22 protein-coding genes are annotated in these 15,026 nt (G+C 52.8%); 1 reads left to right on the top strand and 21 read right to left on the bottom strand.

The window, feature by feature from the left end; all coding sequences use genetic code 11:
• Position 1: 1 nt before the first annotated feature.
• The 21 genes from B7E11_RS07970 to B7E11_RS08065 form a co-directional block, all read right to left on the bottom strand.
• Positions 2-403, bottom strand: a complete 402-nt coding sequence (locus tag B7E11_RS07970) for a RusA family crossover junction endodeoxyribonuclease (protein ID WP_080833234.1) — start codon at positions 401-403, stop codon at positions 2-4.
• The gene (locus B7E11_RS07975; RefSeq protein ID WP_080833236.1) at positions 393-662 is read right to left on the bottom strand and encodes a hypothetical protein; all 270 of its coding nucleotides are present in this window, start codon (positions 660-662) and stop codon (positions 393-395) included. Before B7E11_RS07975 ends, B7E11_RS07970 begins: the two co-directional genes overlap by 11 nt.
• A gap of 195 nt (positions 663-857) precedes the next feature.
• Complete coding sequence (locus B7E11_RS29440; protein WP_176220649.1) at positions 858-1,001, bottom strand: hypothetical protein; 144 nt, start codon at positions 999-1,001, stop codon at positions 858-860.
• A complete protein-coding gene (locus B7E11_RS07980; RefSeq protein ID WP_080833238.1) occupies positions 994-3,252 on the bottom strand; it encodes an AAA family ATPase in 2,259 nt (752 codons plus the stop codon). The genes B7E11_RS29440 and B7E11_RS07980 overlap by 8 nt, the downstream gene beginning before the upstream one ends.
• 15 nt (positions 3,253-3,267) lie before the next feature.
• Complete coding sequence (locus tag B7E11_RS07985) at positions 3,268-3,924, bottom strand: hypothetical protein (protein ID WP_080833241.1); 657 nt, start codon at positions 3,922-3,924, stop codon at positions 3,268-3,270.
• Between the two features lie 31 nt (positions 3,925-3,955).
• Complete coding sequence (locus tag B7E11_RS07990) at positions 3,956-5,536, bottom strand: DEAD/DEAH box helicase (protein ID WP_080833242.1); 1,581 nt, start codon at positions 5,534-5,536, stop codon at positions 3,956-3,958.
• 9 nt (positions 5,537-5,545) lie between these two features.
• Positions 5,546-6,049, bottom strand: coding sequence for a hypothetical protein (locus B7E11_RS07995; protein WP_080833244.1), 504 nt, complete (start codon positions 6,047-6,049; stop codon positions 5,546-5,548).
• An 18-nt stretch (positions 6,050-6,067) separates the two neighbouring features.
• Positions 6,068-7,150, bottom strand: a complete 1,083-nt coding sequence (locus B7E11_RS08000) for an ATP-binding protein (protein ID WP_080833246.1) — start codon at positions 7,148-7,150, stop codon at positions 6,068-6,070.
• A gap of 2 nt (positions 7,151-7,152) precedes the next feature.
• Positions 7,153-8,463, bottom strand: a complete 1,311-nt coding sequence (locus tag B7E11_RS08005) for an AAA family ATPase (protein ID WP_080833248.1) — start codon at positions 8,461-8,463, stop codon at positions 7,153-7,155.
• Positions 8,464-8,653: 190 nt separating this feature from the next.
• Positions 8,654-9,016 carry a hypothetical protein gene (locus B7E11_RS08015; RefSeq protein ID WP_139787117.1) on the bottom strand — a complete coding sequence of 121 codons (363 nt, stop codon included), beginning with the start codon at positions 9,014-9,016 and terminating at the stop codon, positions 8,654-8,656.
• 17 nt (positions 9,017-9,033) lie between these two features.
• A complete protein-coding gene (locus B7E11_RS08020; protein WP_080833254.1) occupies positions 9,034-9,825 on the bottom strand; it encodes a sigma-70 RNA polymerase sigma factor region 4 domain-containing protein in 792 nt (263 codons plus the stop codon).
• Positions 9,822-10,574 carry a helix-turn-helix domain-containing protein gene (locus tag B7E11_RS08025; RefSeq protein WP_080833256.1) on the bottom strand — a complete coding sequence of 251 codons (753 nt, stop codon included), beginning with the start codon at positions 10,572-10,574 and terminating at the stop codon, positions 9,822-9,824. Before B7E11_RS08025 ends, B7E11_RS08020 begins: the two co-directional genes overlap by 4 nt.
• Entirely contained in the window at positions 10,571-11,212 is a 642-nt protein-coding gene (locus B7E11_RS08030; RefSeq protein ID WP_080833257.1) for a sigma-70 RNA polymerase sigma factor region 4 domain-containing protein, read from the bottom strand. Before B7E11_RS08030 ends, B7E11_RS08025 begins: the two co-directional genes overlap by 4 nt.
• Before the next feature lie 23 nt (positions 11,213-11,235).
• The gene (locus tag B7E11_RS08035) at positions 11,236-11,517 is read right to left on the bottom strand and encodes a hypothetical protein (RefSeq protein WP_080833259.1); all 282 of its coding nucleotides are present in this window, start codon (positions 11,515-11,517) and stop codon (positions 11,236-11,238) included.
• Positions 11,514-11,717, bottom strand: a complete 204-nt coding sequence (locus B7E11_RS08040; protein WP_080833261.1) for a hypothetical protein — start codon at positions 11,715-11,717, stop codon at positions 11,514-11,516. The genes B7E11_RS08035 and B7E11_RS08040 overlap by 4 nt, the downstream gene beginning before the upstream one ends.
• A 214-nt stretch (positions 11,718-11,931) precedes the next feature.
• Positions 11,932-12,594: a BRO-N domain-containing protein gene (locus B7E11_RS08045; protein ID WP_080833263.1), complete on the bottom strand. Its 663-nt coding sequence runs from the start codon at positions 12,592-12,594 to the stop codon at positions 11,932-11,934.
• Between the two features lie 229 nt (positions 12,595-12,823).
• Positions 12,824-13,213 (bottom strand): hypothetical protein, encoded by a 390-nt coding sequence (locus tag B7E11_RS08050; protein ID WP_080833265.1) that lies wholly within the window; start codon positions 13,211-13,213, stop codon positions 12,824-12,826.
• A gap of 21 nt (positions 13,214-13,234) precedes the next feature.
• On the bottom strand, positions 13,235-13,522 hold the full coding sequence (locus B7E11_RS08055; RefSeq protein ID WP_080833267.1) for a hypothetical protein: 288 nt from the start codon (positions 13,520-13,522) through the stop codon (positions 13,235-13,237).
• 84 nt (positions 13,523-13,606) lie between these two features.
• Positions 13,607-13,855 carry a hypothetical protein gene (locus tag B7E11_RS08060; protein ID WP_080833269.1) on the bottom strand — a complete coding sequence of 83 codons (249 nt, stop codon included), beginning with the start codon at positions 13,853-13,855 and terminating at the stop codon, positions 13,607-13,609.
• 20 nt (positions 13,856-13,875) lie between these two features.
• A complete protein-coding gene (locus tag B7E11_RS30600; protein WP_281256483.1) occupies positions 13,876-14,010 on the bottom strand; it encodes a hypothetical protein in 135 nt (44 codons plus the stop codon).
• A 16-nt stretch (positions 14,011-14,026) separates the two neighbouring features.
• The gene (locus B7E11_RS08065; RefSeq protein ID WP_080833271.1) at positions 14,027-14,242 is read right to left on the bottom strand and encodes a helix-turn-helix transcriptional regulator; all 216 of its coding nucleotides are present in this window, start codon (positions 14,240-14,242) and stop codon (positions 14,027-14,029) included.
• 139 nt (positions 14,243-14,381) lie between these two features.
• Between B7E11_RS08065 and B7E11_RS08070 the strand changes: the two genes are divergently transcribed.
• On the top strand, positions 14,382-15,017 hold the full coding sequence (locus tag B7E11_RS08070; RefSeq protein WP_080833273.1) for a LexA family protein: 636 nt from the start codon (positions 14,382-14,384) through the stop codon (positions 15,015-15,017).
• Positions 15,018-15,026 lie beyond the last annotated feature (9 nt).

Raw genomic sequence — 15,026 nt, forward strand, 5'->3', positions numbered from 1 at the left:
CCTACAGCTCCTCGATCCTGACGTAGATGCCCGGCAGCTTGGCCCAGAACTTCTCGATGATCTCGCTGGCGACGATGGCGTCATCCTTCCAGAATCCCAAATCGGTCATGATATCGAACGGCAGCTTGTTCAGATTGTGCGTGTCGGGCTTCGTTGTCTTCCACTCGCCGTCGTAATGATTGCTACCCTCCGGGATGGGGAACAGCCATTTGACGATCACCCGCAGCGCTCCCGTGTATTTTTTCGCCGGCACATGCTTCCCGAGGTGAGTTGTCAGCTTCGCCCGGGCCGCCTTCAGGTCGTCGGGCTCGTAGAAGATCGGTTTGCCGTTCTGGCATGAAACCTGCTTTTCTTGATGCGTCGCGGTCGGCGGCTTCATGGGCATGAAGAATTCAGTCGTCATCGCGTTCACCTTCGAGCATCTCTTCCCAGTCATAGACCAACTGTCGGAGATAGCTGGGGGCTTCATCGCTGCTGAATAATTCCTTGCGATCGAGGACGAACTTGACTTGAAACACTTCGTTACCCGTGTTCTTGCTCTTGTACCACACACCGAATTGCAATTTTCCGGCCTTATCAAAGCATCGCATGAAGTACGTTCCAAACTTGATAGTTTCGGCTGGTTCATTTTCCCAATATTTGTTATCGTATTTCTTCGCCATTTTTTTCTTCCTCTCTCTTTCTCGCGCGGGAGACTGTTGTGCTGAGAAGGGGTTGCCGCTCTCCTGCGGCGGCAACCTTCTCTCAGTCTTACAGACTTACATAGTCATAAACATAATTACTACGGGCGCGCGTTATATCGCGATATATTAATATATAAATATAAGGCGCATTTTTCGGCGGCGGCGACCATGGTTTTATGGTGTCCGCCGCAAATGTAAGCCATTTTCTACCACGGCGGGAACCTTGTTTTTATGATTGCCGCCGCATTTTGTTCGTTCGGCGAGAACCATAAATTTATGATCGCCGCCGTAGTAATTTATGGAATAACGATCACTCATTGTCACCGTCATCCTTGACGATCACATTGCCGTTCTCCTTGTCGATTCGGTAACCATATCTCTTGATCCAATCTCTCACTGTCCGATCGGAGACCTCATTACCCGTCTTCCCAAACCATTCGACAATGTCCTTCACCGTCGGAGGCTCGCCGAAATTGCAGTTATTCACGGCGTCCTCGAACTGTGCTTCCTTGCTCTGCCGCTCCTTCTTCGCCGACTCCCGTCGCTTCCCCGCCGCCTTCCGCCACGCCGGCGCCTCTCCCTCCGGCTCGATGTCTTTCAGGCTGCCGACGTCGTCCACGCGGTGGACTGGATAGGCGAACCACATATTGACCGGCCGGAATTTGGCATACTCCCGCAGTGTGCCCTCTACACGCCATGCAGAACGATTGCGCACCGCCTCCAAGACGCGCTGAATCTCCTCCTGGGCGGCCGCCTGCTCCGTGTTGTAGATCGCCCGCCGGGCATGCTCCTCCATCGCCTTTGCGCTGAGCTCGTCGTCCTGCGACACCGATTGCTCCAAATATTGCGGGTTGTGCTGCTGGAAGTAGCGCTTGTACACGGCGCAAATCGCCTTGTTTTCTTCCTGCTTGAGCAGCGCCTCTGTCACCTCGAGCTCGACGAGGTCAATCAGCGCGTCCGGATCCCGGGCGAAGACGCCGCTGCCGCTGGCCCGGTCCATCGACTTCTTGCCGCCCTGGGCGCCCTTGGAGTGATGGTGGCAGTAGATGACGCTGGCGCCCAGCTCGGTCGCGATCTTGTCGAACTGGTTCGTAAAATGGGCCATCTGATCGGCGCTGTTCTCGTCTCCAGTCAGCACCTTGTAGATTGGGTCAATGATGACCGCGATGTAATTTTTCTTAGCCGCTCGCCGGATCAGCTTTGGCGCCAGCTTGTCCATCGGGACAGACTTGCCGCGCAGGTTCCAGATATCGATATTGGCGATGTTCCGCGGCGGCAGTCCAAGCGCCCGGTATACGTCCTTGAAGCGATGCAGCGCGCTGGCCCGGTCCAGCTCGAGATTGACGTAGAGGACCTTGCCCTGGGTGCATTGCCACGCCAGCCATTTGACGCCCTCTGCGATGGCGATGGAGAGCTCAATCAGCGCGAACGACTTGCCAGCCTTCGATGGCCCGGCCATGAGCATTTTATGACCCTGCCGCAGCACGCCCTCGATGAGCGGCGGCGCCAGCTCCGGCATGTTGTCCCAGGTGTCGGTCAGGCTTTCCGGGTCCGGCAGGTCGTCGTTGACGCCTTCGATCCATTCGTACCACTCGGCCCAACTCGTTTTCCCGATGTTCGTGTCGACGATAAACTGCTTCTTGCCGTTCCGGACGACACCAGGCATGCGCGACAGTCGCGATGGATTGCGGTTCTGCTTGTCAATGGTGATCCCGTTGCGGTTACAGACGTTGTACAGATAGTCGACACGCTTGCGGTATTCGTCATAGTTGGGCGCCTCGATACGCACGATGGCGTGGAGACTCTTCCCGCCGCTATAGACAAGGACGGCGATCGGCAGCTCCAGCTCCCGCATGATGGCGTGCTGCTTCTCGATGTCCATCGTGTCGGACTCGACGAGCGCATAACGGAATTCGGTCACGTTTTCGTTCTTGACGCCCTTGCCGTCGAGCGGATTGAAGCGGATCCAGGCGCCCGCCTCCGGGTTGTAGTCGCCCAGGACCGCCCCAATGTCGCCGTTGCATTCGTTCAGGCGTTGAATCAGCTCGCCGGCTGTCCGGTCCCATGCGCCTTTCGTCGGCTTGTATTTCCCATCCTCGTCTTGCCACGAATCGACGACATAACCGACGTTCTCGGCCGCCTCGAACAGCGTCTCGAGGTACGTGGCCAACTGCTGCACTGGGTTCCAGACGGCTGGCTCGTGGATCTCCTTGCCTTCGATCCAATTGCGGTCAACGACGACATAATCGCCGGCGATCTCGTCGTCCCAGCCGAGTTCGTGGTGATCCCGTTCATCGCGGCCGCCCCGCGGCGTCCAGCCGGCGTCTTTGGCCAGCTGCGTGATCGTGGCCCCGGTGACCGGCGTGCCGGAGCCCTCAAAGGAATCCCACTTCCGGAAACATTCGCCCGGATGGTAGCGACCCGGATCTCGGCGGCTCCACGCGTCCCAGTCGCTGGCCGTGTAGCCTTCATATTTGAGGGCCATACCCACATTCACCCATTCCTGATAGGATAGATAGGTCGGGTCAACGTATGCGAGGAGTGCTATCAGGTCGACTTTATGCTCCATGGTGGCAACTCCTTACTATTCTCTGAACCAATAGATTGACTTCGAAAGCACGTCATCAACAATCGTATAGCGGTCTTCGTCTTCCATCTCTTCATCTTTGTCCAAGTAACATGGCGGATTGAATCCATTCGGACTTTCGGCAGCGATTATTAATCGGAAGTCACCGTCAGAATCAATGTTGTACCGCTTGATGATGGCCGGCTGCTCGCGCCAGTAAATTTTTCGTCCCGTAATGTACTTCCCGAAATCTTGTTCGAAGAAGTTAAGTGGGTGTTCTTGGATTTCATAAAGAGTGCTCCGAGCCATTGTCAGCGCGAAGTCAAGACTTCCCGCTGCAATAGCGTAGAACGGTTTTCCATTACGAGTAATGAGGCATTTACAAGATTTGCGAACTTCAGCCTCGTCCCATTTGGACCTAACGTAATTATTCTCTTGGACCTCGATGCCCCACCGAACGCTATATCCGCTGAATTCGATCAGGTTCTCATAGGTGGGTTCTTCACCTCGCGGGCATGCCCAGAGATTGTTTTCTCCGTACTCACCGCCGATCGTATGAATGAACCCTTCTATCCGATATACGTCATACAGGCGACCATTAATGTCTACATCCCACCCGTACTTGGTGCGCTTCGAAATGTCAGAATCTTTGTCGATCAAGTTGATTTGTCCCATAACAGGATTGGCCTCCATGTTTCGTATTGGGTTATACAGGTCGATAACCCTTAGGATCGATGCCTTCCGGCACGCGCCAGCCGTTGGCGGCGATCCGATCAATCAGATTCTTCGCCGTCTCGAACGACCATGTACCGACGTGCTCGAATCCCTTCCCCTCGAGGAAGCGAATCTGCTTCGGCGTCGTCAGTCCTTCCGCGCGCCGCTTGTCCAAACGCTCGAGCAGTTTCGTCGCCTTTCCGGCGTTGTCGATTTCGTCTGGGAAGATGCCGAGCTTCTCGAGCGTTTTGATTTGCTTTTCGCTCGGCGGCGCCATTTCCCAGCCGAACGCGGGCACGTAGTTGGCGAGGTCTTCGGCTTGAATGCTCATTTCAAACTGCAAGGGATCGACCAGCGCGCGCTTACGGCGCTTCATTTCGGCCAACTGCTTGGCCAACGCTTCCTCCCGCTGCGCGACAACGTCATCCATCGCCTGCTTTTCGACCGCTTCCAGATCGAGTGGGACCCCCGCCTCCTCGATCTGCTTGGTCATGGCCTGGGCAATCTCCTCGCTCTCGGCGATAAGGTGAGCCGGATGGCAAAGCTCGTGTCGCTCCGTGTGCCACAAGAAATCAAGCAGGAGCAGCTCCGTCTTGCCAGGAAATAGCCGGGTACCGCGCCCGACCATCTGGCTGTACAAACTGCGGACCTTGGTTGGCCGCAAGACGACGACGCAGTCGACGCTCGGGCAATCCCATCCCTCCGTCAGCAACATCGAATTGCAAAGCACGTTGTATTTGTCATTTTCGAAATCTTCTAATATCTCAGCGCGATCCTGCGATTCTCCATTGACTTCCGCGGCGCGGAATCCGATCTCGTTAAGGATCCGGGTAAACTTCTGACTGGTTTTGACCAAGGGAAGGAAAACGACGATCTTCCGGCCCTTGGCTACCTTCCACATTTCGGCCGCGATCGATTCAAGGTACGGGTCCAATGCCGTACCAAGGTCACCGGCGGAGAAGTCGCCGGATTGCTGCCGGACAGCGGACAGATCCAACTGCAGGGGGATGGTCATCGCCTTAATCGGGCTGAGATAGCCTTCCTTTATCGCCTTCGGCAGCGTGTACTCGAAGGCCAGGCTCTCGAAGTAGCTGCCCAGGTTCCGCATGTCACCGCGGTCCGGCGTGGCCGTGACACCGAGCACCTTTGCGCCGGAAAAATACTGCAGCACGCGCTGATAGCTGTCAGAAATGCAATGGTGTGCTTCGTCGATAATGATCGCGTCGAAGTGGTCCGGAGCGAACTGTTCGAGACGTTTCGGGCGCATCAACGTTTGGATGCTGCCCACGACGACCCGGAACCAGCTGCCGATCGATGTCTGCTCCGCCTTCTCTGTCGCGCACTTGAGGCCCGTTGACTTCTCAAGCTTGTCAGCCGCCTGTTCCAGCAGCTCGCCGCGGTGAGCGAGGACAAGCAACCGCTCGCCCAATCGGACCCGATCCTCGATGACTTTGGAAAAGACGATCGTCTTGCCGCAACCGGTCGGGAGGACAAGCAGCGTCCGACGGACGCCGCTCTCCCATTGCGCTTGGATGGATTCCCGCGCTTGCTGCTGGTAGGGTCTGAGATTCATAGGCCCTCCTTAAAACTGTCCGGCGTTCCACCCGCCACCTTGCTGTGCCGGCGGAAACGGCGGTTGCTGCTGATTCGCTGGGCGTACTTCGTCGGCCGGGTAAAACGTCTTCACTTGGTTGTTCGTGCGCTCCTCTCCGTCGCGGCCCTTAAACTTGTTAATCTCCAGTTTCAGGCGTCCGCGCGCGCCGACTACCACGTTCCAATTCATGCGCAACGGCTCACCCTTGCGTTTTTGCCCGATGCCGGCGAAGAAGTTGGACAGCAGTCCTTCCGTTTTCGTATGCAGGAACAGGTTATGGAAGACGACAACGTCGCCATGCTCGGGAGAATGGACGGTTAGCTCCAGCTTGGCTTGGTTGCACGGCGGCATCTTCTCGCTTCCCGGGAAGCGGCCGCGCTCGAATTTCGTAACCGTAAAATCATAGTCCCCCGCGGGAAGGACGACGAACTCGCCGCCATCCTTTTCAATTGTGTCGTCCCAGCTCAGTTCGCGTTCTTGTTGGTTATTCACGTATGATTCCTCCTGATGTTAAAATGGCAAATCTTTTCTTGCTTCTTGAATCATTCCAAACACTTGCGGCCAAGCGCCGACAAGAACACCTTCGATAAAACCGGGATCATAGTTGGCGATCGGCGTATCCGCAGTATAGTAACCCCTTTTTCCGACTACCGTTTGAATCTCCAACTCGCTGACCTGGTTTGCCTCCATCAGATCGCGCAAGGAACGCGGAATATTCGGGCTCAACTGCGGTCCGGTGGTGTCGATCCGCGGTTGTGCTTCTTGCGGCGGCGTCGACGCTTCGGCGGCCGCCGGAGGCGTCGCTGTGGACGGAACGGCGCCGGACGACGACGGGGTCGCGGATGGCGTCGCTGGCGTGGATCCGCTAAAGATATGCGCAATATGCGCATAGTCCAGCGGAAACTCGTCGGGCAGCCCCTGCCGGTTCTTTGCATCCCACGCTGGATGGTGCGTGGCGAACACCGTCCGCTGTCCACCCTGTGCCTTATGCTTGTTCCCATTCTTATCCGCGGCCACCGAGAACGTCTTATAGTTGATGAACAGCACCATGTCCGCCCACTCCTTGACGAGCGCCGCCGTCCGGCTACCGGTCTTAGCGCCCAACTTGAGCTGATACCGGTCATAGGCTCCCATCTCGTCCGGCTGCTCGAATTTGACGATCTGAGAATGGGCGACGAGCACGACATGGAAGCCTGCCTCGATGACGTCGCTTAGGAGATTCAGAAAGCGTCCGAACTCTTCGGCCACGAAGATGTATCCTTTGCCGTAGCCGAAGTCCTCGACTCCGGTCTTCTGGTGAGCTGCGCAGATACTTTCCACGCAGAGCATTTCAGCCCAGTCGATCGTGTCGATGACAAGAGTCCCGAAACGTTGTGTACCTTGCTGCTTGACCCATCCGATTTGCTGTTTGAGCATTTCCCAGCTCGTCGGCTTGGGCAGTCTCCCGACATCCATTTCGGTGGTCGACCCCTCTGTATCAATAAAGATCGGCCGCGGGAATTTTGCGGCGAGCGACGACTTTCCGATGCCTTCGGGGCCGTACAGGACAACCTTTTTCGCCTTTTGAACTTTGCCACTGATGACCTCGAACATGATTAGAATTCACCTGCTTTCCATGTTGGCCCCGGGTCAATCTCGCCCGGTGGTTGTTGTAATGTGACGCCTTCCTGGCCGGCGACATAACCGTCCTCAATGATGATCGAGCACTCCTCGCCGGTGCTGACGCGCGTCGCGATCGCCTGCAGCCCCTCCTGCTCGAGCCACTGGCCGAATTCGCGCAGCGTCTCCAGATCCATCTGCTCGAGTTTGTCCAGTAGAATAAACCCGCAATTCGGCTTCAACCGGCGAACGATAGCCGTCGCAACTCGGAGCTGTTCGGATCCGCTCATGTTGTCCCAGCGCTGGCCGTTGTAAATCAGCTCGCCATCCTCTACGGACAGGCCCGGGAGAGGCAGATTCGCGTTCGTCAGAAGGTCCGTCTTTTGCTGGCGAACGGCATTTATCTCGGCCGTCAGCACGTCGTATTGCTGGCGGTATTCGTTTGCGTCCGTCTCGGCCTTGTCCTTGTCCAGGTTCGCGCGGACCTTCCGATTGATCTCGTCGATCTGCCGGATGTTGGCCTCCAGCTCCGCGGTTGACTCATCAATCAGATCGAGTGCGTCCTTTTTGGCGATCTCCAAGTCCGCAGCGAGCTGTGCATATTTGGCCTTGGCCTCCTCCAGCAGCGCAGACAGGCGTTCAACTTCCCGCGCCTGATTGTCGTGCGCGGCCTGGATCTGTGCCACACGCTGACGCTTGCGCTGGTTCTCACCATTGCGGGCGAGGATTTCCTGCTGCTGGCGAATCAGCTCCGAAGCGGAGATAGGCTCCTTCGGCGCGTCCGGGTAATATGGCTGCTCCTTTGCGAATTTGGCCTTCTGGTCCGCGATCTGGCCGATGGCATGGCGCCGGTTGTAAAGCTCCTGCTCCTTCACCTCGAGTTCATGAAGCTTGTCGCCCACGCCGATAATTCTCAGTAGGATTCCGGCCTTTTCCTTGTTTGTCGCGTTCAGGAACTTCGGGAGATCGATCGCCAACTCTTCGACGAAGCTGTCGAGCAGTTGCTGGCCGCCTTTCTGGCCATTCGGGTCGATGACCTTCAGGTCGCTGTTCTTGCCCTTCCGCTCGACGATCAGGCCATTCGAGAGGACGAGGTGCAGGTACGGCGGAACGACCGATCCTTCCCGTTGGGCCTGGGAAGGGCGGTATTTGTTCCCGCCGAGTGCCCAGGCGATGGCGTCCAGAACGCTGGTTTTACCCTGATTGTTCTTCCCGCCGACAACCGTCAGGCCCGCGCTGGACGGCTCGATTTTCACCGCCTTGACGCGCTTGACGTTCTCGATTTCAAGCCTATTGATCTTAATCATGTTGCTCCCCATCCCTTTCCTTTCTTGTTGAAATGCCGTTTTACGATGGATTCAATGTGTTCTGTCATTGCGTACACGGCTCTGCCGTCGTCTGTCTGCAGCTTGTACCACGAGCGAGCGACGCCCCATGAATCCAAGACCTCCGCGGTTTCGCCGGATTTCAGTTTGACCGTATCGCCTTTAAGGCAAATCATGATGGTCCATCCTTCATCCGAACAAATCGCCCGTAACCCTTTTTCTGCAGGCCACCATCTCCGCCGCAGATCGGGCAAGTCGCGACAGAAAGGTCGACTTCTTCGTAATCCTCAATTGCAAACGAGACGAAGCAGTCGTCGCACTCATAAAAATGCATCATGAGTGGCGGATCTGTCGAAATGGATGGGTTAATACGATGCGGCCACTTATACGGATCTCGCTGCCGTTCCTGGTAGATCATCGTCCGGATGCTCCCGAGTGTGCTGCCGAATTCCTTCGCAATTTCCGCCAGTGGGGTCCCGGACATAAAAAGCTCATGCAGACGCTTTTTGTCGACGACAATCGGTTTCGTGCTCATGGTTCGTCGTCTACCATTCATAGCTCTCTCTTCTTCCGCTCATATCTTGCCCCAACAAACTTGCCAGTCCCCCACACATCAAGCCGACTTAGACGCCGTTGAACAGCTTCGCTGCTACGGCCCAAAATTTCACCGATTTGCTGATAGGTCATCGTCCCTAGTTTAAAAAGTGCAATCAACCGCTTGTCCTCATCACGGGTCCACTTCCGTCCTTCCGCCGGTGGCCGAGCGCGGTCTGCCGCTTTCTTCGCGACCAACCAATCCGGATCCTGAAGCCAGAGTGATCCTACCATCTTGCGACTGTCCCATAGATTTGGGTAAGACTTAAGAAACACCTCTAGGTCCTCCAGGGAGATCATTGTTGTCGTTCGATTCCTATCCGAACGTGAGGGAAACGGAGCACTTTTATATTTCAAGTAGCCCTTATCCAACCAGCGGAGAACGCTATGAATATCGATGCCCATTAAATTGGCGACGTTTTGACCGGTAAGAAACTGGGAGTTCTTAACTATGCCACCTAAGCCCAATCGTTTGGCTTTCAATTTGACCGCGACTGTCGTACGCTTTAAACGCTTAGCGCAATAGACGAGGCCCTTTTCGCTCCAATGTTGAATGAGGAATTGCGTTTCTTTCTCCGTCCAGTTTGGTTCCTTTTTTCGAGCTACACCGCATTTCTTGGCGTAATTTGTAATCACATAACGAGGAACCTGAAACTCGGCCATGAGTTGATTTGTAATGGTCGGATTGCCGGTATATCGCGCCTTAATTGCCTCTATTAACGCTTCGCTGTACCATTTCCGTGCACTCATGGCTCCCTCCCCGAAAGAACCATCATTCGGTATTTCTGATGAACGCTATCCTCACTACGCCGCAGTTTAATAGCGATCTCTTTGCCGGTCATACCGCGGGCCTTGCATTTGAGGAGAAGCCGCTCTTCCGATTCGGTGTAAAATTCACCTCGTTTGTCGATCGGCAAATCACCACGAATTTTCAACCGGTCCACTTTTCGCTGAATTCCGAATTCTGAGCGCTGCAGAAGACAAGCAATTTCCTTTTTCGATGTCCCTGCAGAAACCAGTGCGACTAAACGCTGCTCATCCTCAATCGTCCAAGGACGTGCATATGCTCGTGGCTTTACCGAATCCTGTTTGCGCTTTGCGATTAACCAGGAAGGCTCCTTTCCCAAATTGGTTACTTTGAATTTTCTTGTGTCAATTTGGTCCTGTCTGGATTCGGCCCATTGATAAAAATCAGACATGTCGATCATTTTGTACGAAAAAGATTTGCGAAGCTTCACCCATTTAAAAGGTAAGCCCTGATCCTCAGTCCAATTGATGACTGTCGACGATGCCACGCCGAGAACTTTTGCGAGTTGATTTGCGGTATACAGTGGGGAGATCAATTTTCCGTTAGCGACACCGAGCTCGCCGGCTTTTACCACAGTATAGGCGTAGGAGCGTCCAAGTTTGCGGGCAATTTGTTCAAGCGACTTCTTGCCTGCATTGTTCAGAAGGTATAAAATCTCAGTTTCTGACCAGCGAGACCCCTTCTGTTTCATCGCGCAAGCTCCTTTATATAAAGTGCTCGGAACCTCATGAAAGCTGCCTTCAGACGATTCGCTTGCTGCTGGCTGGATACGTCTTTTACAACTGCCAGCTCCTTCATCGTGAAGCCGTCAACGTAAGCGAAAATGTCGTCACGCTGCTGTTTAGGGATTCGTTTCAGCAACTTCTCCAAAAGCAGCCTGTCTGCAGTTTCCTGGGTGAAAGTCTCCTCTTCCCCAATCAATTCGTGCAGCTCCGTTCCTTCCCCACTACCGTCATCCACAAGATCAAAGAGACTGCACAGGGATCGGATTTGCGAGGTTTTTCGGTCAAATTTGGGTTTGTTCTTTTGGTGGTACCCCATCAATGCATATTTGATATAGCTTGCGGCCATCGCCCCGAAAGGGATCGGGAAGGCTTCGGCATCATAGCGATCGTAAGCCCTCCATAAAGCAATAGCGGCAACTTGGCACAGTTCATCGAATTCATATGCAAAGGTCCAGCGGGCGGCCTTAGAACGGATTAACCCTTGAAACCGCTTATGGATATCGTCGAATGTCAGGAGCTCTGGTTCCGAGCCGTTAAGAAGAATCGGCTTTGCGTTGACAACAAAATGTGCGTTCCCCGCCTCGTCATACCAGTAGGCTGCCAATGAGATCAGTCCTTTCTAGATTTTCAAGTTCCGTCACCCGAATCTGAGCCACCGTCTGGAAAGTCATACTCATCACATTCAGCTTCGGACCAGTCCGGTGAATCGAGATTCGAATCGTAAGGTTCATTTTGCTGGATTCCGTGTCGGCGGAGTCTGTAAATGATATCGTCGACGGACTCAGCACCGCACTGCGCAGTATCAAGCACAGCGTTCAAGGCTTCTTGGTTCATGTCGTCGGGAATCATGACCGGCACTTCGCGCTGATACCGCAGTGTTTCTTGGATTTTCAGAACGACTTTTTTCATATGATTGCTCCCTCCGGCGTCTTTGCACCAAGAACTTCCAATGCCTTTTCCGCAAGTGCGCTCGCATTGCTCATGGCTTCGATATCCTCCTGTTCCCGGTCGTTTGCGATCAAGTGGACGCGGGCGTTTTCTGCCAGCTCCTTTGCTTTAGCTAGAGTCCGAACAAGTGCGTCCCGGCGGGCCAGGTCATGTTTGTTCATATTGCAAGATCCTCCTTATCAGTCCCAGGGACCAGTATGATATTTTTCAAGCTCCGCACGGAGTCGATCGACTTCGGCCTCCACGGCAAGCGCGCGCCGGATGGCGTACGGCCAGCCTTGGCGGGCTTCGACGATAAACTTGGCGATATCCCTACGTCTGACTTCTTGGATTAACAACTCCCCGGAAGTAGACACCAAATCATCATATTTTGGGTCAATTTCCCATGGCCCCGGCGTCTTCCAGACGCTTCGTCAGATTGCGCAGCCGGGCGTTAAGATCGCAATGCCCACGTTCTTCCAGCAACCGGTAGCTTTCTGTTCGGAGTTCCCGATACGGCGTTCCGGACCGGTATGCGGCCCCATTAAGCATCGTATTGATGGATGATCGCCAATCTTCGTCGCGCTGGGTAAAGGTTTCTTGGATCGTCGTGACGGCCGTTTCAACGCGTTCCACGCGCTGCTCCATTTCAACGAAGCTCTTGGCGTACATCAGCAGCAATTCGGCCTGCGATTTGGGCTTGTCCACCGAGTATGATCCGGTTCGTCGGATCGTCGGCAGGATTTCTCTGGTTACCCAGCGTTTGAATTCCTTTGCCTTTGCTTGAATGTCTGCATTGTTGCCCTGCTTGGCTGCTCCGAACACCAGAGAGTAAAGTCCGGATTCGTTGATGAACTTTTTGTTCTGCTGACCCCCATCGGTAAGGACTGGACGGACCGTCGAGTCCTCTTCATCGACATGATTTGTGATTGCTTTGTAAGGATCCGAGAACGAAAGCGCCCTCGCTGCCTCTGTTGCTCCGAACCACTCCATGCCATTGATAACGATGACCGGAAGCTCGCCGAACGTTTGATGATTGAATATTTGGTGATTGCTCATTCATCTTCCCCCTTTGCCGCGTTGATAAGGTTAAGCAAAAACGACTTGACCGTTTCCGCCTGCTCCTTATTCAACTCCTGAATTCGACTAATCCCGAAGATGGGGTATTGAACTTTCGAGGTGAAGATAGTGGGATTAACCACTAAAATTCATCATGCTCGAAAATTTCATTTTGTGCGGTGAACAGAGCTACTGGTGAACTTTTAGGGTGATAATCGTTGCCAGAAATTCAAGGTAGTTTGTCTGCTTCTTTTAGCCTTTTTCGTGCAATATAGCCAATATCAACACCAAGATCATCCTGTTGTAAGCACATCTTTTCTGCGTAATACTCCAAAGCTTCACGGCATATTTCGTATTTCAATTTGAACGAATGACGGTCTTGCATCAGCCGTACATATTCTTCGTTCGAATATTGATGACCCTCTGGTCCGTGTGAATTAAGGATGCGATACAACTTGTCGTGCCGTTCCATCAAAAATTTCAGATCATCAATGTGTGTTGGATAACTTGTGTTATCCGCGATGCGCTTGCGTATCCTTTCCATGCGGCACGAGTCACATAAATAGTTACTGTGCTTGCTTTCAAACTGTCTTCCACAACTATGGCAATTGTTTGTCATTCCTGCTCAACCTCCGTTCGTCTATTCGCCTTTCAACGTCCTAATTGCTCGTCTGAAGTTGTTTCTCACATATCCTCTTTCTGGGATGTGTAGCAGAGGTTCTAAGTTCTCAAGCTGATAAACAGCATCTTCTATGACCTCTAATAGTTCTCTGACATCGCCGTAGTAATAAGATTCAATAGATTTTTGCGTATTCATCAAACGTTTTTCATTTGATTCGTCTGCTTTCGGTAGTTCTTTCAACGTTTCAATATAAGCATTAAATCGTCTCTTTACCTGATCCAACGAATGCGTTTCAATCAATGCCACTTCCTCACAACCTCCGTTTCTTACAGATCGATTTAACATTTCGTTCACCTCGATCGTTCAAGAAAGTTTTTCATAGCTAATCTATCAATTGGTGAGAGTTTCACCCTGAAAGTTGCATACCCCGAAGATGTACCGAATGACCGGAGACAAGCCGCTGATAATTTGATAGTGCTCAAACGTCCGCTTGTGCGGGTAAGCGTCGATGATTAGCTGCTTAACGCCGTCCCATGCGGTCGTATCCCTAACGATCTTTACAGGCGATTCGGCTTTTATCTCTGCCATGATTTCGGCCTTTAGCGTCTCTTTCAATGCCGCAAGTTCTGCGTTGTTCATCGGGCTCCGCTCCTTTCTGGTTATTGAGCTTTTCCGAACCGCTCCATGCTGCGTTTCTCTTTCTTTTTCCGCCGGGCTATTGCAGCAAGAAGGCGGAACGCCGATATCGCAGCCTCGCGAGACATGGTATTGGTTTCCGTCACTTTGTGGTTCAAGCAGTTACCACCTCCGTCACGAAACTTCATGTTTCTCGAAGTTTTCGGGTAAAAAAATTTCTTCAATCGGTTTTTTGAACTCTTTTGCAATAGCGAACATTTCACTCGCCTTGAATTGCGTAATGCCAAGTTCCTTGTTCTTGTAAGTCCTAACATCCACGCCGATCAAGGTAGCCATATCGCTTTGAGTTTTGCCGAAAAACCGACGAAGCGCGGCGAGCTTGTTCTGCATAACAATCATCTCCTTTCCGTAACTTCATGATACTCGAAATTATAGATGAGGTCAACAGAATTTTTCACATTCAGTGAAATTTAATGTTTACAATTTCATGAAATGCGATATAATAGTTATCGAATAGGAGGTAAATTTCATGAACTTCGACGTTGCTAAATATGTCGGGAACCAAATAAGGAAGTACCGGAAGATTAAAAAAATGACACAGAAAGAACTCGGGGAAAAGATTGGAGTGAAGCATAATACAATTTCTGGCTACGAGAGCGGAACCAATGAGCCGGAACAAAACACTCTCTTTACAATTGCCGATATTTTGGGTGTGAGCATCAACGACCTATTCCCACCTATCGACACGCCAGTTTCTAACATCATTCAGCTTCCCAGAGAGGTAAGGCCAGTGCCGATTATTGGAGAGATTGCATGCGGATCGCCAATCCTCGCAAATGAGAATATCCGCGGATATCACTACGAAACACTGGATAACCTTCCTAGCGGTCGTTTGTATTATCTGATCGCTAAAGGCGACTCAATGGAACCTACAATTCCAAACGGAGCCCTAGTTCTGCTTCGCGAGCAACCGTTAGTCGAATCTGGTGAGATTGCGGCCGTTCTCGTTAATGACGATACGGAAGCCACATTGAAGCGAGTCAAGATTCAAGATAACGCAACATTCTTAGTGCCGGACAACAATAAATATGATCCCATTCTGGTATCGCCTAAAAATCCCGTACGGATCATAGGTAAAGCATTGAGATTTACCGTGGATTTATAAGGAGGGGCC

The organism is Cohnella massiliensis, assembly GCF_900169535.1.
Taxonomy (GTDB): Bacteria; Bacillota; Bacilli; order Paenibacillales; family Paenibacillaceae; genus Cohnella; species Cohnella algarum.